Source organism: Campylobacter sp. US25a (genome assembly GCF_004379075.1).
Lineage (GTDB): Bacteria > Campylobacterota > Campylobacteria > Campylobacterales > Campylobacteraceae > Campylobacter_D > Campylobacter_D jejuni.
The window spans coordinates 13,982-39,067 of sequence record NZ_RYYM01000012.1; the positions used below are offsets into that span (position 1 = coordinate 13,982).

The 25,086-nt window shown below is 29.8% G+C and carries 21 protein-coding genes and 3 pseudogenes; 13 read left to right on the forward strand and 11 right to left on the reverse strand.

Going from position 1 to position 25,086, the window contains the following annotated elements:
* Nucleotides 1-17: 17 nt before the first annotated feature.
* The 3 genes and pseudogenes from ELQ12_RS08160 to tupA form a co-directional block, all read right to left on the reverse strand.
* A pseudogene (locus tag ELQ12_RS08160) lies at nucleotides 18-188 on the reverse strand (allophanate hydrolase); the annotation flags it as partial.
* 9 nt (nucleotides 189-197) lie between these two features.
* The gene (locus tag ELQ12_RS08165; RefSeq protein ID WP_134264696.1) at nucleotides 198-965 is read right to left on the reverse strand and encodes a LamB/YcsF family protein; all 768 of its coding nucleotides are present in this window, start codon (nucleotides 963-965) and stop codon (nucleotides 198-200) included.
* A 139-nt stretch (nucleotides 966-1,104) separates the two neighbouring features.
* Complete coding sequence (gene tupA, locus ELQ12_RS08170; RefSeq protein WP_044778915.1) at nucleotides 1,105-1,914, reverse strand: tungstate ABC transporter substrate-binding protein TupA; 810 nt, start codon at nucleotides 1,912-1,914, stop codon at nucleotides 1,105-1,107.
* 78 nt (nucleotides 1,915-1,992) lie between these two features.
* Here tupA and tupB point away from each other — a divergent pair, with 78 nt between their 5' ends.
* The 7 genes from tupB to ELQ12_RS08205 all read left to right on the forward strand — a co-directional run bounded on the left by tupB (nucleotide 1,993) and on the right by ELQ12_RS08205 (nucleotide 9,593).
* The gene (tupB, locus tag ELQ12_RS08175; RefSeq protein ID WP_002871132.1) at nucleotides 1,993-2,679 is read left to right on the forward strand and encodes a tungstate ABC transporter permease TupB; all 687 of its coding nucleotides are present in this window, start codon (nucleotides 1,993-1,995) and stop codon (nucleotides 2,677-2,679) included.
* A 1-nt stretch (nucleotide 2,680) separates the two neighbouring features.
* Nucleotides 2,681-3,676, forward strand: coding sequence for a tungstate ABC transporter ATP-binding protein TupC (gene tupC, locus ELQ12_RS08180; RefSeq protein WP_002871131.1), 996 nt, complete (start codon nucleotides 2,681-2,683; stop codon nucleotides 3,674-3,676).
* Nucleotides 3,677-3,813: 137 nt separating this feature from the next.
* Nucleotides 3,814-5,787 carry an acetate--CoA ligase gene (gene acs / locus ELQ12_RS08185; protein ID WP_134264697.1) on the forward strand — a complete coding sequence of 658 codons (1,974 nt, stop codon included), beginning with the start codon at nucleotides 3,814-3,816 and terminating at the stop codon, nucleotides 5,785-5,787.
* Nucleotides 5,788-5,874: 87 nt separating this feature from the next.
* A complete protein-coding gene (gene galU / locus ELQ12_RS08190; protein WP_002871129.1) occupies nucleotides 5,875-6,699 on the forward strand; it encodes a UTP--glucose-1-phosphate uridylyltransferase GalU in 825 nt (274 codons plus the stop codon).
* Entirely contained in the window at nucleotides 6,693-7,913 is a 1,221-nt protein-coding gene (locus ELQ12_RS08195; protein WP_070210373.1) for a glucose-6-phosphate isomerase, read from the forward strand. The genes galU and ELQ12_RS08195 overlap by 7 nt, the downstream gene beginning before the upstream one ends.
* 127 nt (nucleotides 7,914-8,040) lie before the next feature.
* The gene (locus ELQ12_RS08200; protein WP_002871127.1) at nucleotides 8,041-8,490 is read left to right on the forward strand and encodes a Dps family protein; all 450 of its coding nucleotides are present in this window, start codon (nucleotides 8,041-8,043) and stop codon (nucleotides 8,488-8,490) included.
* Nucleotides 8,491-8,555: 65 nt separating this feature from the next.
* On the forward strand, nucleotides 8,556-9,593 hold the full coding sequence (locus ELQ12_RS08205) for an ATP-binding protein (protein ID WP_070261118.1): 1,038 nt from the start codon (nucleotides 8,556-8,558) through the stop codon (nucleotides 9,591-9,593).
* Here ELQ12_RS08205 and ELQ12_RS08210 read toward each other — a convergent pair.
* Genes ELQ12_RS08210 through coaE form a run of 3 tightly spaced genes read right to left on the reverse strand, consistent with a single transcriptional unit; the run spans nucleotide 9,590 to nucleotide 11,650 of the window.
* Entirely contained in the window at nucleotides 9,590-10,324 is a 735-nt protein-coding gene (locus ELQ12_RS08210; RefSeq protein WP_070243202.1) for a glucosaminidase domain-containing protein, read from the reverse strand. The genes ELQ12_RS08205 and ELQ12_RS08210 overlap by 4 nt on opposite strands.
* Nucleotides 10,299-11,048 (reverse strand): diaminopimelate epimerase, encoded by a 750-nt coding sequence (dapF, locus tag ELQ12_RS08215; protein ID WP_052950181.1) that lies wholly within the window; start codon nucleotides 11,046-11,048, stop codon nucleotides 10,299-10,301. The genes ELQ12_RS08210 and dapF overlap by 26 nt, the downstream gene beginning before the upstream one ends.
* Complete coding sequence (gene coaE / locus ELQ12_RS08220) at nucleotides 11,045-11,650, reverse strand: dephospho-CoA kinase (protein WP_070243201.1); 606 nt, start codon at nucleotides 11,648-11,650, stop codon at nucleotides 11,045-11,047. Before coaE ends, dapF begins: the two co-directional genes overlap by 4 nt.
* A gap of 60 nt (nucleotides 11,651-11,710) precedes the next feature.
* Between coaE and purM the strand changes: the two genes are divergently transcribed.
* Entirely contained in the window at nucleotides 11,711-12,700 is a 990-nt protein-coding gene (purM, locus tag ELQ12_RS08225) for a phosphoribosylformylglycinamidine cyclo-ligase (protein WP_002871123.1), read from the forward strand.
* A gap of 211 nt (nucleotides 12,701-12,911) precedes the next feature.
* Nucleotides 12,912-14,129, forward strand: coding sequence for a hypothetical protein (locus ELQ12_RS08235; RefSeq protein WP_070261117.1), 1,218 nt, complete (start codon nucleotides 12,912-12,914; stop codon nucleotides 14,127-14,129).
* Between the two features lie 698 nt (nucleotides 14,130-14,827).
* Here the strand turns inward: ELQ12_RS08235 and dcuC are convergent.
* Complete coding sequence (dcuC, locus tag ELQ12_RS08240) at nucleotides 14,828-16,309, reverse strand: C4-dicarboxylate transporter DcuC (RefSeq protein ID WP_052950183.1); 1,482 nt, start codon at nucleotides 16,307-16,309, stop codon at nucleotides 14,828-14,830.
* Nucleotides 16,310-16,515: 206 nt separating this feature from the next.
* On the opposite strand from dcuC, the pseudogene cas9 reads away from it, so the two are divergent.
* The 3 genes and pseudogenes from cas9 (at nucleotide 16,516) to ELQ12_RS08255 (ending at nucleotide 19,824) form a co-directional block, all read left to right on the forward strand.
* Nucleotides 16,516-19,369, forward strand: a pseudogene (gene cas9 / locus ELQ12_RS08245) (type II CRISPR RNA-guided endonuclease Cas9).
* Nucleotides 19,366-19,640: pseudogene (locus ELQ12_RS08250) on the forward strand (type II CRISPR-associated endonuclease Cas1); the annotation flags it as partial. The pseudogenes cas9 and ELQ12_RS08250, both read left to right, overlap by 4 nt.
* A gap of 7 nt (nucleotides 19,641-19,647) precedes the next feature.
* Nucleotides 19,648-19,824 carry a hypothetical protein gene (locus ELQ12_RS08255; protein ID WP_002871119.1) on the forward strand — a complete coding sequence of 59 codons (177 nt, stop codon included), beginning with the start codon at nucleotides 19,648-19,650 and terminating at the stop codon, nucleotides 19,822-19,824.
* Between the two features lie 294 nt (nucleotides 19,825-20,118).
* Here the strand turns inward: ELQ12_RS08255 and ELQ12_RS08260 are convergent, their stop codons facing one another.
* From ELQ12_RS08260 to cueO, 4 genes are read right to left on the reverse strand one after another with little or no spacing between them, the layout of a single operon-like run.
* Complete coding sequence (locus tag ELQ12_RS08260) at nucleotides 20,119-21,309, reverse strand: molybdopterin molybdotransferase MoeA (RefSeq protein ID WP_126251922.1); 1,191 nt, start codon at nucleotides 21,307-21,309, stop codon at nucleotides 20,119-20,121.
* A gap of 3 nt (nucleotides 21,310-21,312) precedes the next feature.
* Entirely contained in the window at nucleotides 21,313-21,759 is a 447-nt protein-coding gene (locus tag ELQ12_RS08265; protein ID WP_070252610.1) for a molybdenum cofactor biosynthesis protein MoaE, read from the reverse strand.
* Entirely contained in the window at nucleotides 21,760-21,981 is a 222-nt protein-coding gene (locus tag ELQ12_RS08270; protein ID WP_002932392.1) for a MoaD/ThiS family protein, read from the reverse strand.
* Between the two features lies 1 nt (nucleotide 21,982).
* Entirely contained in the window at nucleotides 21,983-23,524 is a 1,542-nt protein-coding gene (gene cueO, locus ELQ12_RS08275; RefSeq protein WP_134264698.1) for a multicopper oxidase CueO, read from the reverse strand.
* Nucleotides 23,525-23,647: 123 nt separating this feature from the next.
* Here cueO and nspC point away from each other — a divergent pair, with 123 nt between their 5' ends.
* Nucleotides 23,648-24,796, forward strand: a complete 1,149-nt coding sequence (gene nspC / locus ELQ12_RS08280; protein WP_134264699.1) for a carboxynorspermidine decarboxylase — start codon at nucleotides 23,648-23,650, stop codon at nucleotides 24,794-24,796.
* Nucleotides 24,797-25,086: the final 290 nt, after the last annotated feature.

The window sequence follows — 25,086 nt, forward strand, 5'->3', positions numbered from 1 at the left end:
TAAAATTTTCCAAAGCACAAATTTGAATAAGCACTTACTAACTCATCAATACCATAAATTTCACCTTCTTTTAGGGCTTTTTGTATCCTTTGTTCCGTGCTTAAAACATAAGCATTGATTTGAGGTGAAATTTCTTGCTCAAAACGTAAAAGCAAAGCCTTGCTTCCGCTAAAATGCACACTAAACATTGCTAAAACCTATATAAAATTTTCCAAAGCACAAATTTGAATTTGTTCTTTTTCTAAATTTTCTTTGATTTTTTTAACAAATTCTAAAGCTTTTACATTATCCCCATGAACACAAATGCTATCCGCTTTTAAATCAATTTCTTTGCCATTTATGCTTGTAACTTTGCTTTCTTTTATCATTTTTATCACGCGTTTGATAGCTAAATTTTCATCGTGTATTAATGCCCCTTCTAATTTTCTTGAAACTAAAGTGCCATCATCATTATAAGCACGATCTGCAAAAACTTCATTAGCATATCTTAAACCTTTTTTCTTAACCGCTTCATTCATAGCAGAATTACTAAGCCCTAGAAAAATAATATTTTCATCAAAACTCGCCACTGCCTCACAAAGTGCTAAGGCTAAATTTTCATCAATAGCTGCCATATTATAAAGTGCACCATGGGCTTTAAAATGCTGTATTTTCATACCTTTTGCCTTGGCAAAGCCAAATAAAGCTCCTAGTTGATACAAGGCATAGTTTTTAGCCTCTTCAAAGCTTATTTGCATATTGCGTCTTCCAAAACCCAAAAGATCAGGATAAGATGGGTGTGCTCCTATGCAAACACCATTTTGCTTGGCTAAATTTAAGGTTTTATCCATCACACAAGGATCACCCGCATGAAAGCCACAAGCGACATTTACTGAACTTACAAATTTTAAAATTTCTTCATCCATTCCCATTTTATAGGCGCCAAAACTTTCCCCTAAATCACTATTTAAATCCACTTTGAACATTATTTGACCTTGTATATTTAATTATTGATTTTATTATATCTAAAGAAGAAATTTAAATAAGCTAAAAGTATTGAAAAATAAATAAAAAAGTTACAATAAGTAAAAATAATATTTTAAGCAGGCTAAAACCTGCTTAATTTTAATCCTTCCTTGTTTTTGCATCAACTACGAATAAAGGTTTATAGAGCAATTTAAATCCGCTAATAAAACTTAAAGTATCGTCACTTGTAAGCCAATTGATAAATTTTTTAGCTTCAGTATAATTGACATTTTTGCAATGCTTAGGATTTGTTGCTATAACAGAATAAAAATTTTTAAGGCTATCATCACCTTCATTTACAATGACTAAACTTGGATTTCCTTTTTCACTGGCTTCATATTTGATATAAGTGCCACGATCAGTTAAAATCACACCTTTTTTTTCTTCAGCGATTTTAATGCTTGCTAGCATACCTTGTCCACTTTGTTGATACCAGTTTTCTTTTTCAGGCACACCACCAAGATCTTTCCAAAGACTTTTTTCTTTATTATCAGTACCTGATTTATCGCCTCTTGAGATGAAAGTGAGTTTTTCATTTTTGATAAGCTCTAAACTTTCTTTTAAATTTTTGCCTTTAAATTTAGAAGCTATTGATTTATCTGCAATGATGATAAAATCATTATACATCACAGGGGTTCTATCCACGCCAAAACCTTTTTTTATAAATTCTTTTTCTGCTTTTGGAGAGTGCACAAAAAGTACATCAGCATTGCAATCTTCACCCATTTTTAAAGCCGCACCTGTTCCTACTGCAACCCATTTTAAGGTATTGCCGCTTTCTTGTTCATAAAGAGGCTTTAGAGCATCTAAAAGTCCTGTATTGTCAGTGCTTGTTGTGGTTGCCATTTTAAGTTCTGCTGCACTTGCACTTAAAGCTAAAGCAAGGGCTAAAGAAATGATTTTTTTCATTTTTTCTCCTTATAAATTTACATAAAAAAATATTTTAGCATAATTATGCTAAAATTACTTATTTTAAAAAGGATATTTTTGGATTATATTTTTGATGGTTTTAAACAAGCTTTATTTTTACTTTTTAATGCTGATGAAAGTGTAATTTCAGCTATAAAAACTACACTTTTAAGCTCAAGTATTTCTATAGTTTTAGCTTTGCTCATAGGTTTTCCTTTGGGATTTATCTTGGGCTTTTTTGATTTTAAATTCAAACGCTTTATAAAACTTATCATAGATACTAGCCTTTCTTTTCCAACAGTTGCGGTAGGACTTATACTTTATGCACTGATTTCAAGTCGAGGACCTTTGGGAGAATTTGGACTACTTTTTACTATAAAGGCTTTAATTTTAGGGCAGTTTATTTTAGCACTTCCTATAGTGATCGCACTTTTTTCAAATTTGATAGAAAATATGAATAAAAAACATTTTTTACTTATAAAATCTTTTCACCTAAGTCCTTTAAAACTTGTTTTAATGATGATTTATGAATTACGTTTTGCCTTAATTAGCGTCGTTGCGCTAGCTTATGGACGCATTGTAGCAGAAGTAGGAGTAGCGATGATAGTGGGTGGAAATATTAAATACGACACTAGAACCATAACCACGGCTATTTCTCTTGAAACCAACAAAGGCGAATTTGCTAGTGGTATAGCTTTGGCTTTGGTTTTAATTCTCATTGCCTTTTGTTTAAATTTCATTACACACAAACTCAAAAGAACATAAAATGATAGAAATTTCTAATCTTTTTTTCAACTATCAAAACAAAGAAGTTTTAAAAATTAAAAATTTAAAACTTGATACTAGTAAAATTAGCATCTTAATGGGATCGAATGGAAGTGGAAAATCTACATTTTTAAGAATATTAAAATTTTTAGAAGGAGATTTTTCAAAAAATATTTCTTATTTTGGAAATTTTAAACTTAATAATAAACAAAAGCGTGAAATTTATTTGCTTTTTCCAGAGCCTATTTTGTTAAATCGTAGCGTAAGGGCAAATTTTTTATTTACTTTAAAAACTTATGGGATTAAAGAAGATATCGAAGAACGTATAAAAGAAAGTTTGATGTTTTTAAATTTAGATGAAAGTCTTTTAAGTAAATATCCTAATGAACTTTCATCAGGACAAAGTCAAAAAATAGCTTTTGCTATAGCTTTAAGCGTAAGAGCGAAGTATTATTTACTTGATGAACCGAGTGCTTTTTTGGATAAAAATACTACGCTTTTATTTAAAAAAGCTATTCTTAAAATGCACGAAAATTTCAATACAGGTTTTTTAATCGCAAGTCATGATAAACATTTTTTAGATTCTTTGGCTCAAAAAAAACTTTATTTACACAGTGGAGAAATTTTAGAATTTGAAAATACTAATGTTTTTGAGCTAGAAAATCAAGGTGTGAAATTTTGTAATTTTATAGATTTTAGTAATTGTAAAAAATATAAAGATTTTAAAAAACCTCCAAGTAAAATTGCTATTGATCCTTATAAAATTTCTTTTTTTAATTCTAAAAATATCCCAAAAAATAATTATGAGTTTATTTTAGAAAAATGTTATATTATAGCACTTAGAAGTAGGAAAAGTGATGTTTTTATAAGGGTAAGTTGTATGGATAAAATTTTAGAATTTGCTTTAGAAAAACAAGAATTTTTAAAATTCGATTTAAAATTATACGAAGAACTCAGTCTTTATTTTTGTGAAGATGCAATATGTTTCTTAAATTAACATACATTATAAAATTTAAATAAAATATTACAAATATTCCCATTTTTTATAAAATTTATCTTAATTATTTTTTAAATTTGTATTTAATATAAATAAACTCTTATATAATGTTTAAAAATAACCATAAAGGAGTTTTTATGCTTAATCAAAATAATCAAGAGCTTTTTAAGCCAAGTAAAGAATTTTCTCGTAATGCTCGTATAAAAAATTTATGTGAATACTATGATTTATGCGATGAAGCCAAAGAAGATTTTGAAGGTTTTTGGAAAAGACAAGCACTTGAGAAGATCGAGTGGTTTTCGCCTTTTTCAAGAGTGCTAAATGAGGATAAAGCTCCATTTTATAAATGGTTTGAAGGTGGAACTTTAAATGTAAGCTATCAATGTCTTGATCGTCATATGAAAACAAGACGCAATAAAGCTGCTTTGATTTTTGAAGGTGAAATGGGGGATTATGAAGTTTATACTTATAGAAGATTATTGCATGAAACTTGCAAGGCAGCCAATTTGCTTAAAAAATTCGGAGTAAAAAAAGGCGATAGGGTTGTAATTTATATGCCTATGATTCCAGAAACAGCTATAGTAATGTTAGCTTGTGCAAGGATTGGGGCTATTCATAGTGTGGTATTTGGAGGGTTTTCTCCTGAAGCCTTAAGAGATAGAATTATAGATGCAGGAGCTAAACTTGTAGTAACGGCTGATGGTGCTTTTCGTCGTGGCAAACCTTATATGTTAAAACCTGCAGTAGATAAGGCTTTAAGTGAAGGGTGTGAAAGTGTAGAAAAAGTACTTATAGTTATACGCAATAATGAACCTATAGAATATATTAAAGGAAGGGACTATGTTTATAATGAACTTGTGAAAAATGAATCTTATAAGTGTGAACCCGAAATCATGGATAGTGAAGATTTGTTGTTTTTGCTTTACACTTCAGGATCAACAGGCAAGCCAAAAGGAGTTATGCACGCAAGTGCAGGATATATACTTTGGGCACAAATAACTATGGAATGGGTTTTTGATATTAAAGATTATGATAATTATTGGTGTAGTGCTGATGTGGGTTGGATTACAGGACATACTTATGTAGTTTATGGGCCTTTAGCATGTGGAGCAACGACTATAATGCATGAAGGAACTCCTACTTATCCAAATTCTGGGCGTTGGTGGAGAATGATAGAAGAGTATCAAATAAGCAAATTCTACACTTCGCCAACTGCCATAAGAATGCTTTATGCTGATGCACCTAATGAGCCAAGAAAATATGATTTAAGCACGCTTGAAGTGCTTGGAACGGTTGGAGAGCCTATCAATCCTAGCGCTTGGAAGTGGTTTTATGATGAAATAGGGGGAGCTAAAAGTCCTATAGTCGATACTTGGTGGCAAACAGAAACAGGTGGGCATATGATCACGCCTTTACCAGGCGCTACTCCTTTAAAACCAGGTTGTGCCACCTTGCCTTTACCAGGAATTTTTGCAGAAGTTATTGATGAAGAAGGCAATAAAAAAGATGAAGGTGAAGATGGATTGCTTTGTATAACCAAACCTTGGCCTTCGATGATTCGTGGAATTTGGGGTAATGATGAACGTTATATAGAAAGTTATTTTTCTCAAGCTAAAAAAGATGGAAAAGCTGTATATTTTAGTGGCGATGGTGCTTTTTACGATAAAAATGGTTATATTACCATCACAGGAAGAACAGATGATGTGGTTAATGTTGCAGGACATCGTATAGGAACGGCTGAAATTGAAAGCGCTATTGCTAAACATCCAAGTGTAGCAGAATCAGCTGTAGTGAGTATTTTGGATGCGATTAAGGGCGAGTCACTGTTTGCTTTTGTGGTTTTAAGTCCTGCATCCAGTTGCGATCTTGGCGGAGCTATAGAAACTTTAAAAGAACTTAATGACATTTTAAGAGTAGAGATAGGACCTATAGCTAAAATAGAAAAAATTCTTTATACTCCAGGTTTGCCAAAAACTAGAAGTGGTAAAATAATGAGAAGAATTTTAAGAACTATAGCAAGAGGTGAAGAAATCAAACAAGATATTTCAACACTTGAAGATTCTGGAGTAGTAGAAACCATTGTTAAATTGGCTAAGGCCGAGTTTGAATAACCAAGGTAAAAAGAACTTTGCCTTGTTTTGTTGCATAAAAATTCATAAAAATAAGCTATAATGATAAAAAAATAAAAGGAAATTTTTATGCTTCAAACTTGTATTTTCCCTGCGGCAGGTTATGGGACGAGATTTTTACCTGCAACAAAAACTTTACCTAAAGAGATGTTGCCTATCTTAACTAAACCTTTGATTCATTATGGGGTTGATGAAGCTTTGGAAGCAGGAATGGAAAATATGGGCTTTGTCACAGGGCGTGGAAAAAGAGCTTTAGAAGATTATTTTGATATTTCTTATGAACTTGAGCATCAAATTTCAGGTACAAAAAAAGAATACTTACTTGATGAAATTCGTTCTTTAATCAATCGTTGTACCTTTACTTTTACAAGACAAAATCAAATGAAAGGTTTAGGTGATGCGGTTTTAAAAGGTAAACCTTTGGTTGGCGATGAAGCTTTTGGTGTAATTTTGGCTGATGATTTGTGTGTCAATGAAGAAGGCTTAAATGTTATGGCTCAAATGGTAAAAATTTATGAAAAATATCGCTGCACCATCATAGCTGTGATGGAAGTACCAAAAGAACAAGTTTCAAATTATGGAGTAATTTCTGGAAATTTTGTAGAAGAAAATCTTATCATGGTTAATTCTATGATAGAAAAACCAAGTCCTGATGAAGCTCCAAGTAATCTTGCTATCATAGGAAGATATATTTTAACTCCTGATATTTTTGGAATTTTAGAAAATACTAAAGCAGGAAAAAATGGCGAAATTCAACTTACCGACGCGCTTTTAACTCAAGCAACCAATGGTATGGTTTTAGCTTATAAATTTCAAGGGAAACGCTTTGATTGTGGAAGCGTAGAAGGCTTTGTAGAGGCGACAAATTATTTTTACGAGAAAAGTAAATGTTAAACAATACACTTTTTTTTAAGCAAAGTGAAATTCACACTATAAGTTCTTATGCAAATCGTATTAATGATGAGGTAAAAAGTGGAGATATAGGGTATTATCATCTTATTGACACAAGTTTGAATTTAATCGATAAGAGCTTGAAATTTATTCAAGATAAAGAATATGTAAAAAATGTCGTTTTAGTTGGAATGGGAGGTTCAAGTTGCGGTGTAAAAGCCTTGCGCGATATGCTTTTTAATGAAAAAAGTAACCAAAGAGAGCTTTTTATACTCGATAACACAAGCTCACATTCTTTTAATAAGACTTTAGAAAAAATCAAGCTTGAAGAAAGTTTGTTTTTAATCATCAGTAAAACAGGTAGCACTATAGAAGTCGTATCACTTTTTAAACTTCTTATTGAACATTTTAAACTTGATATGCAAGAATTAAAAAAATACTTTGTTTTTATTACTGATAAGGATTCAAAACTTCATAAAGAAGGTGAAAATTTAGGTATTAAATGCTTTTTTATCCCTGCAAATGTAGGAGGTCGTTTTAGCATACTTTCAGCCGTGGGTATAGTTCCACTTTGTTTTTGTGGCTATAATGCCAAAGCTCTTTTAGAAGGAGCTAAAGCTTGTTTTGAAGATTTTTTTACTCGCAAAAAAGATGAAATTTTACAAAAGGCTTATCATTATTGCACACACAAAAATGCCAATATCAATGTGCTTTTTTCATATAGTGATGCTTTTAAAGGCTTTAACGAATGGTATATCCAGCTTATTGCTGAAAGTTTAGGTAAAAAGCAAGGCTATAAACGCATAGGTTTAACTCCTGTTGCACTCATTGGAGCAAGAGATCAGCATAGTTTTTTACAACTCATCATGGATGGACCTAAAAATAAAACTGTAACTTTTTTAAAAATCAAAGACGCTCAAAAAGCACCTATTATCCCTGATATTCATTTTAAATTTTTAGATTCTTTAAGTAATAAAGTCAATCTTCACGAACTTTTAAACGCCCAATGTGATGCAACTATGCATGCTTTAATCGCCGAAAATTTGAGTGTTGATGTGATAGAACTTGAAAAACTTGACGCTTGGCATGCGGGATATTTGATGTATTATTATGAACTTTTTACTTCAACTTGCGGTGTTATGCTAGGGATTAACACTTATGATCAACCTGGTGTGGAAGTTGGAAAGTTGATCTTAAAAAATATATTAATTTCTTAATCAAAATTCATTAAAAAAAGAGTATAATGATTTTAAGTTAAAATTATAATAAAAATTTTTAATTAATAATAATTATTATTTAAGAATTTTATGTTATAATTTTAAAAATCAAAAAAAGGAGTCAATCATGTCAGTTACAAAACAATTATTACAAATGCAAGCAGATGCCCATCATCTATGGGTTAAATTTCATAATTATCATTGGAATGTAAAAGGTTTGCAATTTTTTTCTATACACGAGTACACAGAAAAAGCTTATGAAGAAATGGCAGAACTTTTTGATAGTTGTGCTGAAAGAGTTTTACAACTTGGCGAAAAAGCTATCACTTGCCAAAAAGTTTTAATGGAAAATGCAAAAAGTCCAAAAGTTACAAAAGATTGCTTTACTCCGCTTGAAGTCATAGAGCTGATCAAACAAGATTATGAATATCTTTTAGCAGAATTTAAAAAACTCAATGAAGCAGCAGAAAAAGAAAGTGATACCACAACAGCTGCTTTTGCGCAAGAAAATATCGCAAAATATGAAAAAAGTCTTTGGATGATAGGCGCTACTTTACAAGGTGCTTGCAAAATGTAATTTAAGGGGCTTTATGCCCCAATTATACTAACTAGGTTATAATATCCTTTTTTTAAAGGATAAAATTGAAAGTACTTAATTTTTTTTATGAAAACCATCCTAAATTTGAAGTAAGTTATGAAAGAAAAATTCAAATTTCAAAACTAAATATTATCATAAAAGGCCCACGATTTTGTGGTAAAAAAACGCTTATTTTTAATTTTTTATCTCAATTTAAAGCAAGTGAAATTTTGTTTTTAGATTTATATGATACACGTTTTGAAAAACAAAGTTTAGAAAGACTTTCTGATTTTCTGAATGAAAATTTACAAATTAAAATTCTTTGCCTTTATAATTTGGATTTTATTCCTAATTTAGAAAAAATTAAAATTCCCATCATCTTAAGTACAAATATAAAAGATTTAAATGTAAATGGGTTTGAAGAACTTGAACTTGATTATTTTGATTTTGAAGAATTTATTAGTGTAAGTAAGAAAAATTTACCTATAAATAATTTAGTAGGTCTTTTTTTGCAAAGTGGACGGAGTAAATTTGGAGAAAAAAACATACTTTTAAGACAAAGCTTTACTCTTTTAGAATTAGAAATTTTAAAGTATTTAGCTTTAAATTTGGGTCAGCAAATCAGTATTTCTAAGATATTTATAGAACTCAAAAAAAGATTAAAAACTTCAAAAGATAGTGTTTATCAAGCTATAAAAAAATTAGAAAATACTTATGTGATTTATACTTTAAAACATGATGAAAAAAAACTTCAAAAGATTTATTTTAAAGATTTTGGCCTAAGAAATAATCTTTGTATTTCAAAGGATTTTTCACATTTATTTGAAAATTTAGTTTTAAGCGAGTTGTTTAAATTTAAAGAAGAATTTTTTTATAACAAATACTTTAACTTTTATAGTCAAATATCTAAAATTGCTTATATTTCAAGTCCAACTTTAGATATTGATTTGATTAAATTACGTGCTAAGAAAATTTTACCAAAGGCTTTAGAACTTGGAATTTTTCATGTGATTTTTATCACTCTTTCAAGTGAGAATAGTTTTTTTGAGCAAGGGGTTAAATTTGAAATCATATCTTTTGATAAATTTTCACTTGGATTTTAGGCGTTGTTTGATTTTGTATCGTATTTTTCAAGGTTGTATCTTTTGATGATTTTTGTAATAAGATTGATATAATATCCCTTGTGTTCAGAATAAGAATCTAAAGTTTTAATAGCCTCTAGCCCTGTTATCTCTTTGCCTTCGCTTTCAAATTTAGCTCTTACATCGCGAAACTTTTCATAAGCAAAATGACGATTTAAATTTAAAACATAAGAGTCAACACTATCTTGCAGACTATCAAAAATTTTAATTTTGTGTTTTTTATCTGGATGTCTTAAATCAGGAATTAAACCTTTCTCACCCCAAGTCCATTCTCCAAAAAGATTGTTTGCTTCTCTTGCGAAGCGACTGGTACCTGTAGCACTTTCAACTAAAGCTTGGGCTATACCCATGGATTTTGGAATTTTTTGAATACGTTTTTTATATTCTGCAAAATCATAAAGATTTTCAATACGATATTTGTTTTTTATCATGATAAGTTTTTCAAGATTTGTTTGGTTTGAAGTCCTAAAGCCTGTTTTGTAAGCATCTTTAAAAAAGGCTTCGATAAAGGACCTTTCTTGTTCAATTTTTTTAAAGCTTTGATCAAACATTTCATTCATTTTTATAAAAAAAATTTGTCTTTTTTGATCTATATCAAGTTTGTAATATTCCTCTCCAAATCTATTCTTTAGATCATCAGCAGCAAAAAGTGGGATTAGAAAAAGACTAAGAAAAATTATAATTGGCTTCAAAACAATACTTTACCTTTCCTTTAAAAAACAATTCTTCATTTTTATATGCAAACCCTACCTCTTCACCACTTTTAGGAGTTATTTTAACTTTATTTTGTACTTTTTTATTTAAAAATGCCAGATAAAAACAAGCCCCCATTCCTGTGCCACAAGCTAAGGTTTCATCTTCAACTCCGCGTTCATAGGTGCGAACTTTTAAATGATTTTCATCTAAAATTTTTACAAAATTAACATTGGCATTATATTTTTGTCTCATTTTTTGACAAAGCATTGTATCAAATTCATCTAAATTTTGACAAAAATGTACTAGATGTGGAACTCCAGTGTCGCAAAGTTGCCAAGTTTTTCCTAATTCTTCAAAAGTATTTTGCACGCTTTTTATTTTGCCTAAAGATACTTCAACTTTATCTTGATTTACCTTTGCTTTTATTACTCCTGCACCGGTTAAAAAACTCATGTTAGGATTTATTTTGTTGATATGATGTGCAAAATGTGCCGCAGCCCTTGAGCCATTGCCACACATAGTAGCCCTTGAGCCATCATTATTATAAAATTCCCATTCAAAGTCGTATTTTTCATGAGGTAATATCACGATAAAGCCATCCGCACCTATGCCTTCATAACGATTACAAAGTTCTTTAGCTAAAGCACTTCTATCTTCTTTTCTATCAGCATTTGTTATGACAAAATCATTCCCACTTGCACAATATTTATAGAATTTCACATTTTTCCTTTAGAAATTTCTTGTATTACTTTAACACATTCTTGCCTAAAATCGGCATAAGAATTAGTATTTTTAATGATAAAATCTGCTTTTTTAAGTTTTTCTTTAATATCTATTTGAGAATCAAGTCTTGCTTTTGCAGCTTCTAAGCTGAGCTTATCTCTTTGCATAATTCTTTTAAGGCTTAATTCTTTAGGTGTGTAAATTACAATGACTTTGCCTAAATTTTCATAAGCACCGCTTTCAAAAAAAAGAGGAATTTCTACAAAAAAAGCTTTATTTTCCTTATCTAGAATTTGCATTTGTTCTAAAATTTTAGCTCGAATTTTAGGATGAGTGAAATTTTCTAAGATTTTTTTAGCTTCTTTATTGTTAAAAACAATTTCTCCAAGGATTTTTCTATCGATTTTCTTTTCTTTTGTGAGCAAATTTTTTAAGCTAAAGGGAGAAAAAATCTTTTCAAGTTCTAAAGCATTTTCATCTAAAATTTTATGAGCGATTTTGTCTGCGCTAATGCTTTTAAAGCCTAAAGAATTCGCTATTTCTATAAAAGTGCTTTTACCACAAGCAATTGAAGCGGTTACAAAAAAAGCATTTTTCATCTTATGCCTTATTAAAACTTTTTTCGTTAAAATACCTTTTTAGTTCTTAAAGGAAAATAAATGAAAATTTCATATGAAGATGCGGGCGTAAGTATAGATAATGGAAATGCCTTTGTAGAGGCTATAAAACCTTTGGTTAAAGAAACTTTTAATGATAATGTTGTAGGTGGAATTGGTTCTTTTGCTGGTGCTTTTAGAATGCCAAGTGGTTTTAAAAAGCCTGTGATTTTAGGTGCAACAGATGGGGTTGGTACCAAGCTTCGCTTGGCAATTGATGCTAAAAAATATGATACTATAGGGCAAGATTTAGTAGCAATGTGTGTGAATGATTTGATTTGTAATTTTGCTACGCCTTTGTTTTTCCTAGATTATTATGCTACAGCCAAGCTTGAAGTAGAAGTAGCAAAGGCTGTTGTATCAGGCATTGCCAAGGGATGTAAGATGGCAAATTGTGCATTAATTGGCGGAGAAACTGCTGAAATGCCTGGAATGTATGCAAAAGATGATTTTGATCTTGCGGGTTTTGCTGTGGGTATGGCTGAAGAAGATGAGATCGATAGAAGTAAATTTGTTAAAAATGGTGATATTTTATTGGCACTTCCTAGTTCAGGACTTCATTCAAATGGTTATTCTTTAGCTAGAAAAGTACTTTTTGAAAGTTTAAAATTAAAATTTGATGACAAGATAGAGGGTAAAAATTTAATTGATATTTTGTTAGAACCTACAAGGATTTATGTGCGTGATTTTCTTACATTAAAGCCTTATATCAGTGCTCTAGCTCATATTACAGGGGGTGGTTTAGTAGAAAATTTACCACGCGTTTTACCTCGTGGTATGGGTGCAACTATACGCAAACATCATCTTAAAACTCCTGAAATTTTTTATATTATAGGACAGGCTGTAGAAGAAAGCGAAATGTATAGAAGCTTTAATATGGGAGTGGGTTTAGTAATGGTTGTAGATCCTTCTAATGTAAGTAGGGTTTTAGAAAATTCAGATGCCTTTATTATCGGCGAAATTTGCATTAATGAAGGTATTGTTTTAGAGTGAAAACAAATTATTATGATTATTTATGTGCTAAAATGTATGTAATTTTGCCCATAAAAGCCCATAAAGACAAACTAAAATTTTATCTTTCTTATGTAAATAAGAAAGATAAAATTTTTAGAGTTAATGTGTGGAAATGGGCGGTTTTGATAAAAATTGCCAAAGATGATAAAACGAAATATTTTTGTTCGAATGTATTAAATAAAGGGTAAAAATGCACAATTTAAATGAAGCTTTGTTTCAAAAAAAGATAAAAGAAATTCGCTTAAAAGCAATAGCGAGTATTATTTGTGGGTTTTTAGGTATCATTCCTTATCTTGGAGTTTTATTTGCTCTTGCGAGTTGGATTTTATTTTTTATTGTGCTTTATGATTTAAAAATCTATGGCGGTGCTAAAAATTTGTTTAAGAATTTCCTTATTAGTGTAGGGATTGGATTTTTTGGTATTCTTATTAATATAAGTTCTTTATTTGTGATTTTGGAATCTAGAAATGGCTTTTTTGCTAACTTTTATTTTAATCAAGATTATGTGGTCATAGGCATTTTTTGCGTGCTTTTTGTTATTACTTTGGCTTTGATTTTTCCTTTTTTTAAAGCTTTTTCTTATGAAATCACTAGAGTAACAAAGCAAAAGTATTTTATTTATGCTTTTAATACTTGTTTTTTAGGGCTTATTACTTTGATTATCGGCATAGGCTTGGTGTTTTTGCTAGCAAGTTTGGTTTTTTGGATTTTAGCGTGGGTCAAATTTAAAGAATTTGATGAGCAAGAACTTTCAAATTTAGGAGAAAGATTAGCAAAAGCACAAAAAAAGGTTTTTGATTTTGATTTAAAATGGATTAAAATCACAATGGCTTCATTTATAATTTTAAACTTGCTCGTTTTAACATTTTCGTTTATATTAGAAATTATTAGCTTTGAAGATCTTAGGTTTTACTACACAAAAAAAACTTTACTTTACACAGCCATAATCCTAGCTTTGCTTAGTGTGTTTTTGTTTTGTAAAAAGATAAAAAATTACAAACTTTTTATTTATTTTTTCATATGGCAAGGTTTAAGTGTTTTTGGTAGTTATCTTCTTTTTGTTCCTGATTTTATGGTAGATCAACAACCAGAAATTGTATATGGAAGTTTAAACATAATATTAAGTCTATGCCATATTATTTTTGCTTTTTTATTTTTTAAAATTTTGATTCAAATTACAAAGGAAAAACTTTTTTATCTTATTTTTGCATTTTATGTTTGCATAAAAATTTTGATAATATTAATTTTCTTTATTTTTATGATGGTTGATAACTATTATATATTTACAAAAAGTCCTATAAAGATGCTCATAGATAATTATAAATTACTTTTTCAAGTTGTTTATTTCGTTTCATTTTTAATTGTTTGGCTTATGCTTAAAGGACAAAAAAATGTAAAAATATGTTAGAATGATGAAAAAATACTATTTTACGTAGATGTTTATTAGGATATATTCGTATGTCTTAAAGCTCTTTATGGGGTGTTAAGTAATTATAATATTTAAAAATTAAAAAATATATAGTTTATCCACATTTTATAGTTTAACTTCTAAAAATTTGATCATCTCTTTTTTCATTTTTTAGAGCTAGAAAACATATGAGTGAAATTGCTTTAAAGTTAGTTAGAGCAGTTGATACTAAATATTTTGATAAGAAATTAAATAGATTGATTTTACTTAAATTAAAGACTTTTTGCCTCGTGATATAAAATTAAGTGATGAATTTTTAGTTAAATTGATATTAAATATGAAAAAATTATAAATATTAATACTTTTTCAAATAATAGTGAATATAGAGGGTTTGATTTTTTCACAAAAGATTTGGATAGAACTTGCAAAAAACTTTCTTCAATATTTATACTTTTAAATTTTTGATGCAAATCCTATTCAATATAGCATTGAGCAAAGTTCAAATAATAACAAAGCATTGCTTCTTTAGTGAGTATTTATAAAAGTTGGATTTAGTTGTTATTGATACAAGAAATTTGCATCTTTATGATATTTTGTAGTTTATGGATTTATTAGCGGAAGCTATGGAGTAAATTTGATAATTTAATAGTGAAGCCGGCTTAGCAAAAAGAATATAGAAAAATTTATAAAATTTTTACTTAAAAAATAGAAAAGAATTTAATAGATTTATTTTCTAGAAATATTGCTATTTTTGTAGTGTTTTGTTCTTTTGGCACAGGATTGGTTTGTGCTAGATAAAAGGCTACAAGCACATTTACAAGCATAGCGATAAGTAAAAGAGGAGTGGTTCGTTTTATAATATCCATTGGAGCTACTTTTGCAAATCCAGCTAAAGCTATGATTCCGCCTGCTATTGGTGAAGCTGCACGACCTAAACAAGATGCAATTTCTATAGGTAAAACTAGAGTAATAGGTGCAATGCCTAATTTTGTAGCTATATCAGGAGCTAGTTTTCCAAAAGCATTAAAAGCAGCAATTCCACTTCCCATAATCACTGTGGCAAAATAAACTAAAAAGCTTAAAATAGCTATACTCAAAAGAATTCCAAACCATGCAAAATTTCCTGTTCCAAGATTTGAAACCGCGTTAGCAAGGATATTAACTCCACCAAGTGCTTTAATGCCTTCAGCAAATACTCCAGCGGCGATGATTATGCTTACGACTGAGATAAAAATTTCAGCCATAGCTTTTAAAATCACCATCATATCTTCGCCTAATTTTCTAGCATTTCTGTGTCTTGCAAATTCAACAAGAAAAACTAAAGAAATGCTTACAAAATTTGCTGTCACAACATCGAGCTTGATAGTAAAAAAATATGCTGTAAATAAAAATACAACAGGTAACCAAGGAAAGAGTATGTAAAAAGTAGGGCATTTAGGATCAATGATTTGCGGAATTTCAACTTCATCATTTAAAACACCTTTTTCTTTATCTCTTTTATCAATCCAAGCAAAATAAAAAGGAATCAAGATGGCAATAACTACAACATAGGCAATCACACTATAAATTTGGTAATTTAAAAAAAGCCCTACGACATTATCACTTTGTCCTACCATATCTGCCATATTGATTGAATTTCCATCTTTTGGACCATAATCAAGTGCAATTAAAGAAAGCACGCATACAGCTGTAATAGGACGGATTTTAAGTGAGATTAAAACAGGATAAATACATGCTAACAAAAGCAAAAGCAATCCAGCATAGCTAGAAATGACAATTTTTAAAGCCATCCCAACAACAAAAGTTCCACTTAAAATCAAGTATTTATTTTTGATTTTTCCTAAGGGTTTATTTGCTAAAAAAGCAAGTTTTGCCGAAGCATTGATATGTTTCATATAAGCAGCAAAACCTGCCACACTCATGATAATAAGCCCTACTCCAGAAAGCTGGCTTTTAAAAGTCGCTGTGATAAAAGCATAGCTATCAAGTAAAACATTCAAAAAGCTTGCATGTTCTCTGCTCGGGGCTTTTGGTATAGGTGTTCCTGTGATGTAAAAAGCAAAAATAAGCAATATAATACCTGAAAGGAAAAATACAAAAATGGGATTGTATTTTTTAAGTATATAATAAGCAACGACAATTACCGCTAAAAGTGTAGAACATATCATAAAAATTGGCATGATTTCTCCTAAAGTTATTATTAGCTTTTATTTTATTTTAGCTAAAATTTAACTAATAAATATTTTTCATTTGAAATTTTACTTATTTTTTGCATTATAAAATTAATAATATGTATAGTTTGGTTACTGAAAATTTTATGTTTGCATAAAAAATGATTTTTATATTATAATTATAAACAAATCATAAATATCAAAAAGGATCTAGTGTGGCAAGAATTTTGGCATTTGATATAGGAATAAGCTCTATTGGCTGGGTATTTAGTGAAAATGATGAATTAAAAGATTGTGGAGCTAGGATTTTTACAAAAGCTGAAAATCCTAAAACAGGAGAATCCTTAGCCTTCAAGACGCCTTGCAAGAAGTGCTAGAAAACGCCTTGCTAGATGCAAAGCAAGGCTAAATCACTTAAAACATTTAATCGCAAATGAATTTAAGTTAAATTACGAAGATTATCAAAGCTTTGATGAAAGTTTAGCTAAGGCTTATAAAGGCTCTTTAATTAGCCCTTATGAGTTAAGATTTAGAGCTTTAAACGAGCTTTTAAGTAAGCAAGATTTTGCAAGAGTGATTTTACATATTGCAAAAAGGCGTGGCTATGATGATATTAAAAATAATGGTGATGAAGAAAAGAGCGAGATTTTAAAAGCTATCAAGCAAAATGAAGAAAAACTAGTAAATTATCAAAGTGTGGGTGAGTATCTTTATAAAGAGTATTTTCAAAAATTCAAAGAAAATTCCAAAGAATTTATAAATGTTAGAAATAAAAAAGAAAGTTATGAACGCTGCATAGCGCAAAGTTTTTTAAAAGATGAATTAAAACTTATTTTTAAAAAACAAAGAGAATTTGGCTTTTCTTTTTCAAAAAAATTTGAAGAAGAAGTGCTTAGTGTAGTATTTTATAAAAGGGCTTTAAAGGATTTTTCTCATTTGGTGGAAAATTGTAGTTTTTTACTGATGAAAAAAGAGCGCCAAAAAATTCGCCCTTAGCCTTTATGTTTGTAGTACTTACAAGAATTATCAATCTTTTAAACAATCTTAAAAATACTGAAGGAATTTTATATACAAAAGATGATTTAAACGCGCTTTTAAATGAAGTTTTAAAAAATGGCACTCTAATTTATAAACAAACAAAAAAAGCTTTTAGTTTTAAGTGATGATTATGAATTTAAAGGAGAAAAAGGAACTTATTTTATTGAGTTTAAAAAATATAAAGAATTTGTAAAAGCCCTAGGTGAGCATAGTTTAAGCCAAGATGATTTAAATGAAATAGCAAAAGTATTACCCTTATAAAAGATGAGATTAAGCTTAAAAAGGCTTTAGCAAAATATGATTTAAATCAAAATCAAATTGATAGCTTAAGCAAATTGGAATTTAAAAACCATTTAAATATAAGTTTTAAAGCCTTAAAACTTATCACTCTTTTAATACTTGAAGGTAAAAAATACGATGAAGCTTGCAGTGAGCTTAATTTAAAAATAGCAATTAATGAAGATAAAAAAGACTTTTTGCCCGCATTTAATGAAACTTATTACAAAGATGAAGTAACTAATCCTGTGGTTTTAAGGGCGATTAAAGAATATAGAAAGGTTTAAATACCTTACTTAAAAAATACGGTAAAGTGCATAAAATAAACATTGAATTAGCAAGAGAAGTAGGTAAAAATTACAGCCAAAGAGCTAAAATAGAAAAAGAGCAAAACGAAAACTATAAGGCCAAAAAAGACGCCGAACTTGAATGTGAAAAACTAGGCTTAAAAATAAATAGTAAAAATATTTTAAAATTAAGATTATTTAAAGAACAAAAAGAATTTTGTGTTTATAGTGGGGAAAAGATTAAAATTAGTGATTTGCAAGATGAAAAAATGCTTGAAATTGACCATATTTACCCTTATTCTAGAAGTTTTGATGATTCTTATATGAATAAAGTTTTAGTTTTTACCAAGTAAAATCAAGAAAAACTTAATAAAACCCCATTTGAAGCCTTTGGCAATGATAGAGTAAAATGGCAAAAATTAAAGTTTTAGCAAAAAACCTACCTACTAAAAAGCAAAAAAGAATTTTAGATAAAAATTACAAAGACAAAGAACAAAAAGACTTTAAAGATAGAAATCTAAACGATACTCGCTACATTGCAAGGCTTGTTTTAAACTACACTAAAGATTATTTAGATTTTTTACCTTTAAGCGATGATGAAAATACAAAGCTAAACGACACACAAAAAGGCTTAAAAGTACATGTAGAAGAAAAAAGCGATATGCTAACATCCGCTTTAAGGCACACTTGGGGCTTTAGCACTAAGAATAGAAACAATCATTTTCATCACGCCATCAATACAGCAATTATTGCTTATGTAAATAAATTCTATCGTAAAGGATTTTTCAGATTTTAAAAAAGAGCAAGAAAGCAACAGTGCAGAACTTTATGCAAAAAATTAGTGAATTAGATTGCAAAAATAAAAGGAATTTTTTGAGCCTTTTAGTGGTTTTAGGCAAAAGCTTTTAGATAAAATTGATAAAATTTTTATCTCAAAACCTGAGAGAAAAAAGCCAAGTGGAGCTTTACATGAAGAAACATTTAGAAAAGAAGAAAAATTCTATCAATCATACGGCGAAAAGAAGGAGTTTTAAAAGCCCTAGAACTTGGTAAAATCCGTAAAGTAAATGGTAAAATAGTTAAAAATGGCGATATGTTTAGAGTGGATATTTTTAAACACAAAAAGACAAATAAATTTTATGCTGTGTCAATTTATACCATGGATTTTGCTTTTCTTTGTACAAAGATAGTTTGATTTTAATTTAAATTAAAGATATGCAAGAGCCAGAACTTGTTTATTATGAAAGGCTAGATAACTCAAATGCTAGCCTAACTGTTTCAAAACACGATAATAAATTTGAAACGCTAAGCAAAAATGAAAAAATATTGTTTAAAAATGCAAATGAAAAAGAAGTCATTGCAAAAAGCATAAGAATTGAAATCTAAAAGTATTTGAAAATATATAGTTTCAGTGCTTGGAGAAGTGACAAAGACTGAGTTTAGACAAAGAGAAGATTCTAAAAAATGAGTTACGATGAAACTCATAGTATAAATGGTGTTTTTACTCCTTTTTTAGGGCATTCTCAAAGTGCAAAAATCACAAAAGAGCAAATGAATGAGCTTATAAATTTGGCTAAAAAAGCAAGCTTAAATGATGGTAAAATATTGAAGCTGTTGCGGCGGCGTTGTATTTTAAAACTTTATTTGGTGCTTCTTTTTCAAGAGATGAGCTTTGCTTTGAAAATTCTGCTTTAAATTATGGCTATGTAATCATTAGGGCTTGTATTATTAGAGCAATTTGATAAAATGGAGCTTTTGCTTGGTGGCATAGTTTTTAACGAAAAAGTTAATAACGAAACTAATTTAACGCTTTTTGATATAGATAGTCATGGAGAATTTAAATACAAAAATTCAAATAATGAAGAAATACAACTAAATAAAAAACAAGAAAAATACCATCAGCAAAATTTATTTGAATTTTAAGCAGTTTTAGAGGATTATAACCTCGCAGAATCCTGCAAGCTCTTTATTTTAGTCCCTTTTTAAATTTCTTATGAGATTATAGCATAATATTTGCTATTTTTATCAAAAAACCTTGAAATTTTCATTATCTGGTAAATGTGTATTTTACCATAAAGAAATTTAAAAAGGGGCTAAAAAATCCTAGTGGATTGAAACTCCGCTAGGGCTAATTACTCTACTAAAAGGAGGTTGCAAATTTGAAACTTATTGAAATTTAGGGTTGATTAAAATCGAAATAAAATTATTTAAATAATTTTAAGGTATAAAGATAATATCCACTAAACTTTCATTTTCTAAAATTTCACATTCTTTTGGTACCACCATAAGGGCGGCTTTATTGTTAAGATTGTTTATAATCGCGCTAGAGCCTTCTTTCTTGCCTTCAAGATTGGCTAAAATGCGTCCATTTTTAAACTCTATATTGCAAGCGACAAATTCCAAATAAGGTGTTTTTTTCTTGTAGCTTCCTTGTAAAAAGGCCTTGCAAATATAGTCTTTAGGCTGAAGTAACCAAGAGTTTAAAATCTCTCTTGCGTAAAGATTAAACATTACCATAGCCGAGTAAGGAAAACCTGGTAATGCGATAATGAATTTTTCATTAGCCTTAGCTATTTTGATATGTCTGCCTGGTTTTATGTCGGCTTTATCGATGATGATTTCATATTCTTTTACAGCTTTTTTTAAAAAGTCAAAATCCCCCATAGAAACCCCGCCTGTTGTAATCAAAATATCACAACTTTGCAAAGCGCTTTCAAGGGTCGAAAAAGTAGCCTTTTCATCATCTTTTAAAAGAGGAAAAACCCTTGTATCGCAATTTAAATTTTTAGCTAAATTAGCTATGGCGATATGATTTGAAGAGCGGATTTGAGCGGGATTTTCTAAGGCTTCTCCTAGATCTTTGATCTCACTTCCACTACTTAAAACCCCTACAATAGGCTTTATAAACACACTAATGTGAAAAAATCCAAGTTCAGCCAAAAGAGCTATCTCGCTATAATTTAACCTTGTGCCTTTTTTGAGTAAAATTTCATCTTTTTTATAGTTTTCTCCTACCGCACGCACGGCAAAAGCTTGAGGAACTTTTTTTTCTATAAAAAGAGTATCATTTTCTACGCGTACATTTTCAACAGGGACTAAAGTATCGCTTCCTTCGCTCATGAGTGAGCCTGTAAAGGTTTTTACACAAGTGACATTTTGCACGCTAAATTGTGGCATAGTGCCCGCAGGTGTGAGGCCTAAAATTTTTAAAGGCTTATCTTGATCTTCAAATTTGATCGCATAACCATCCATAGCCGAAGTTGGAAATTCAGGCTGATTTTTAAGGGCTTTTATGTCTTGAGCTAAAATGCGTCCTAAACACTCTGTAAGAGCTATTTTTTCAATCTTTTCATAAGTTTTAATATGAGAGTGTAAAATTTTTAAACTTTCTTCATAAGACATTAGCATTTTTTATCCTTTTAAAAGTCCTGCACCGCAAAGTTTGGTTGATCTTTCTTTGGCATAAATTCTTTCTTTGTTTATCACATCATACTTCCAAATGGGTGCACTTGCTTTAAAATCTTCAACAAATTCATTAAGAAGTTTAAGTCCTAATTTTCTTTGTTTGCTTAAAATTCCTGCAAAATAAGAGCTTTCATGAACCGCCACATCGCCTATAGAGTGAGCAAAAAGCAAGCTAATACCATCAAAATCTACTCTTTTTTGCCACTCATTAAACCATTTTTTTAAAAGCGGTTCATAAATATCAAAACTAAGTGCCTCAATGCCTCCTTCTTCACGCACAATACCACAAAAAGTCAGCAAAGCACCGCAGTTTTTATCCTTGGCAAATTCATACCATTGGCTATAAATTTTAGGAATATCTAAAGAACCTCGATAAAGTGTAAAATGTTCCATTTAACCCCCACAAACTGGCGGTAAAAGTGCTATTTTATCACCATCTTTTAACTTAGTGTTTTCATCAAAAATGATTTCATCGTTTAAAGATACGGCACAAAGTTCTAGCCATTCTTTTAAACTCTCATCTTTTTGCAAAATTTCTTTTAATTCTTTTAAATTTTTTACCTCAAACTCTAAATTGTCTTTATTTATGGGGCCTAAAAATTCCACTTTTACCATTTTATTCCTTTACTTCTAAATTTCCCATCATTCCTAAATCTTCATGTTCTAAAATATGGCAATGATACATTCTAAGTCCTTTAAAATCTTGTTTCATTCTAAGTCTTAACTCTTCATTAGGACGCACATTTATAGTATCTCTTAAGGCTCTAAATTCGGCTTTTTGAACTTTTCCATTGAGTTTTGATGAGATGAGTTCAAATTGCGTGCCGTGTATGTGGAAAGGATGATCCATGTGAGATTTGTTTATCACTATCCAGTCTTCAACTACTCCAAGCTTGGAGCTTAAATCAATGCGTTTTAAATCATAGCTTTTGCCATTGATTAAAAACATAGACGCAAGAGCGATTTTTAATTCGCTTTCACTTTTTCCCATCATACCATGCATTTGCATATGATCTTCACTCATGATTATTTCTTTAAATTCCTTAGGTTCTTCTGAAGGTTTGAAAATTTTTAAATTTTTTGGAAGTTCTACATTTTCTTTTTTTAGGTTAATATTGGCTAGAAATAGGGTATTAGGTTCTTCTTTTACCATCATTTTATCCCTATCATAATAAGCACTTTCTAGCTTAAAATTCCCATCTTTTGGAGCGTCGATTAAAACTTCTATGCGAGAAGCAGGACTTAAGAAAAGTTCTTCTTTATAAATAGCTTTTTCTATAAGTCCACCATCAGTACCAACAAGTATAAACTTAGCTCCTTGTATGCGTAAATTTAAATATCTTGCTGCAGTAGCATTATAAATGCGTATGCGTTCGTTTGTGGCGAGTTTGATTTTAGGTTTAAATTGTCCATTGATGAGTACAAATTCTCCTTCTCTACCATTTAGCCAATCATTTAGGTTATTGTTTGGAATTTGAGCGTTTTCATCAAGACGCAAATCGCTAATCATCAAATCTTTTTCTTTTAAATGACTTAAAGCATCTTTTTTTGCTTTGATCACAAAAGCCCCTGCTAAACCCATAAAAACTTGTTTAGAAGTGGTATAATGAGGGTGTGGATGATACCAGTAAGTTCCTGCGCTATCTTGAGGAATTTCAAAACGATATATTCTTTCTTCTCCTGCTAAGATAGGATCATGTGGGCTTCCATCTTGATCAGGTGGCACAGGAACGCCATGCCAATGTATAGTTGTAGCTTCTTTGAGTTTGTTTTTGACTAAAATTTCAAGTTTATCTCCTTCAAAAACTTCTATTTTTGGAGCAGGCACGAGGCCATTGTAAGTATAAAATAAGGTTTTTTTACCTTTGATAAGCTCCATATGATTTTCTTTGATTTCTAGGGTAGCACGAAAAATATTTTTTTCTTTACTTTCATTTTTGAGTAAAGGCAAGGCTTTTAAAATTTCTCCTTGGGGGAATTGTTTTGGATCTAAAAGCTTTAAATTTTTTGGAGCAAAGTTTATAAAAGAAGTATCTAAGTCATGATTTATAGAATGATTTTTATGCATGGAGTGCATATCGTGCATAGGATTTGCATAGGCTACACCCATACTTGCTAGAGTAAGTGCATTAAATTTTAAAAAATTTCTTCTATTCATTAGTTTTTCCTTTTGCTTGATTTTTTGTATTATAGTCATTATTTTTTTAACTTTAGTAAATATTTATTTTGAAAATTTGGTTTAATTTTGTTATGATTTTAGCAATTTAATCAAGGAAAAATAATGTTTTATGAAAAAATTCAAACTCCAGCTTATATTTTAGAAGAAGATAAATTAAGAAAAAATTGTGAGCTTTTAGCAAGTGTTGGTGAAAAAAGTGGTGCTAAAGTGCTTTTAGCTTTAAAAGGTTTTGCTTTTTCAGGAGCGATGAAAATTGTTGGAGAATACCTAAAAGGTTGTACTTGTAGCGGACTTTGGGAAGCAAAATTTGCTAAAGAATACATGGATAAAGAAATTCATACTTATTCACCTGCTTTTAAAGAAGATGAAATAGGTGAAATAGCCAGTTTATCTCATCATATAGTGTTTAACTCTTTAGCCCAATTTCATAAATTTCAAGCTCAAACACAAAAAATTTCCTTAGGCCTTCGTTGTAATGTTGAATTTTCTCTAGCCCCAAAAGAACTTTACAATCCTTGTGGAAGATACTCAAGACTTGGAATTCGTGCTAAAGATTTTGAAAATGTGGATTTAAATGCTATAGAAGGACTTCATTTTCACGCACTTTGTGAAGAAAGTGCTGACGCTTTAGAAGCTGTTTTAAAGGTCTTTGAAGAGAAATTTGGTAAATGGATAGGGCAAATGAAATGGGTGAATTTTGGAGGAGGACATCACATCACTAAAAAAGGCTATGATGTTGAAAAACTTATTGCTTTGTGTAAAAATTTCAGTGATAAATATGGTGTACAAGTTTATCTTGAACCAGGTGAAGCGGTGGGTTGGCAAACAGGAAATTTGGTGGCTAGTGTAGTAGATATCATAGAAAATGAAAAGCAAATTGCTATTTTAGATACTTCAAGCGAAGCACATATGCCAGATACTATCATCATGCCTTATACAAGTGAAGTTTTAAATGCTAGAATTTTAGCCACAAGAGAAAATGAAAAAATTTCAGACTTAAAAGAAAACGAATTTGCCTATTTGCTTACTGGAAATACTTGTTTAGCGGGTGATGTAATGGGAGAATACGCCTTTGATAAAAAGCTTAAAATCGGCGATAAAATTGTTTTTTTAGATCAAATTCATTACACCATTGTGAAAAACACAACTTTTAATGGTATAAGACTTCCAAATCTCATGCTTTTAAATGCAAAAAATGAACTTCAAATGATAAGAGAATTTTCTTATAAGGATTATTCTTTAAGAAATTAGTATTATTTATAATTTGCATAAAATGTTAATTTTACTCGGAAGAGAATCAAAGATATAAATTTTATGCAAAGTATTTTATTTTTTCAAATATAAAATCAACTTAAATATCTAATTTTCAATACTTTGGTATGATTTTTTAATATTTTAAATCCTTGTGGAATTTTATTGAAATTCAGTGATTTTTAAATTAAATAGTATTAAGATAAATCGATTTAAAAATCGGCTTTAAAATGAATATTAGGTATATTTTGCATAATATTCATTCAAGCAAAATTTAAAGCTATTTTTGA

What these genes read in the sequence shown, in the direction of transcription:
- ELQ12_RS08165 (WP_134264696.1), bottom strand. Translation starts at nt 965, where the DNA reads ATGTTCAAAGTGGATTTAAATAGTGATTTAGGGGAAAGTTTTGGCGCC.
- tupA (WP_044778915.1), bottom strand. Translation starts at nt 1,914, where the DNA reads ATGAAAAAAATCATTTCTTTAGCCCTTGCTTTAGCTTTAAGTGCAAGT.
- tupC (WP_002871131.1), top strand. Translation starts at nt 2,681, where the DNA reads ATGATAGAAATTTCTAATCTTTTTTTCAACTATCAAAACAAAGAAGTT.
- acs (WP_134264697.1), top strand. Translation starts at nt 3,814, where the DNA reads ATGCTTAATCAAAATAATCAAGAGCTTTTTAAGCCAAGTAAAGAATTT.
- galU (WP_002871129.1), top strand. Translation starts at nt 5,875, where the DNA reads ATGCTTCAAACTTGTATTTTCCCTGCGGCAGGTTATGGGACGAGATTT.
- ELQ12_RS08195 (WP_070210373.1), top strand. Translation starts at nt 6,693, where the DNA reads ATGTTAAACAATACACTTTTTTTTAAGCAAAGTGAAATTCACACTATA.
- ELQ12_RS08200 (WP_002871127.1), top strand. Translation starts at nt 8,041, where the DNA reads ATGTCAGTTACAAAACAATTATTACAAATGCAAGCAGATGCCCATCAT.
- coaE (WP_070243201.1), bottom strand. Translation starts at nt 11,650, where the DNA reads ATGAAAAATGCTTTTTTTGTAACCGCTTCAATTGCTTGTGGTAAAAGC.
- purM (WP_002871123.1), top strand. Translation starts at nt 11,711, where the DNA reads ATGAAAATTTCATATGAAGATGCGGGCGTAAGTATAGATAATGGAAAT.
- ELQ12_RS08235 (WP_070261117.1), top strand. Translation starts at nt 12,912, where the DNA reads ATGCACAATTTAAATGAAGCTTTGTTTCAAAAAAAGATAAAAGAAATT.
- dcuC (WP_052950183.1), bottom strand. Translation starts at nt 16,309, where the DNA reads ATGCCAATTTTTATGATATGTTCTACACTTTTAGCGGTAATTGTCGTT.
- ELQ12_RS08255 (WP_002871119.1), top strand. Translation starts at nt 19,648, where the DNA reads ATGGAGCTTTTGCTTGGTGGCATAGTTTTTAACGAAAAAGTTAATAAC.
- ELQ12_RS08260 (WP_126251922.1), bottom strand. Translation starts at nt 21,309, where the DNA reads ATGCTAATGTCTTATGAAGAAAGTTTAAAAATTTTACACTCTCATATT.
- ELQ12_RS08265 (WP_070252610.1), bottom strand. Translation starts at nt 21,759, where the DNA reads ATGGAACATTTTACACTTTATCGAGGTTCTTTAGATATTCCTAAAATT.
- ELQ12_RS08270 (WP_002932392.1), bottom strand. Translation starts at nt 21,981, where the DNA reads ATGGTAAAAGTGGAATTTTTAGGCCCCATAAATAAAGACAATTTAGAG.
- cueO (WP_134264698.1), bottom strand. Translation starts at nt 23,524, where the DNA reads ATGAATAGAAGAAATTTTTTAAAATTTAATGCACTTACTCTAGCAAGT.
- nspC (WP_134264699.1), top strand. Translation starts at nt 23,648, where the DNA reads ATGTTTTATGAAAAAATTCAAACTCCAGCTTATATTTTAGAAGAAGAT.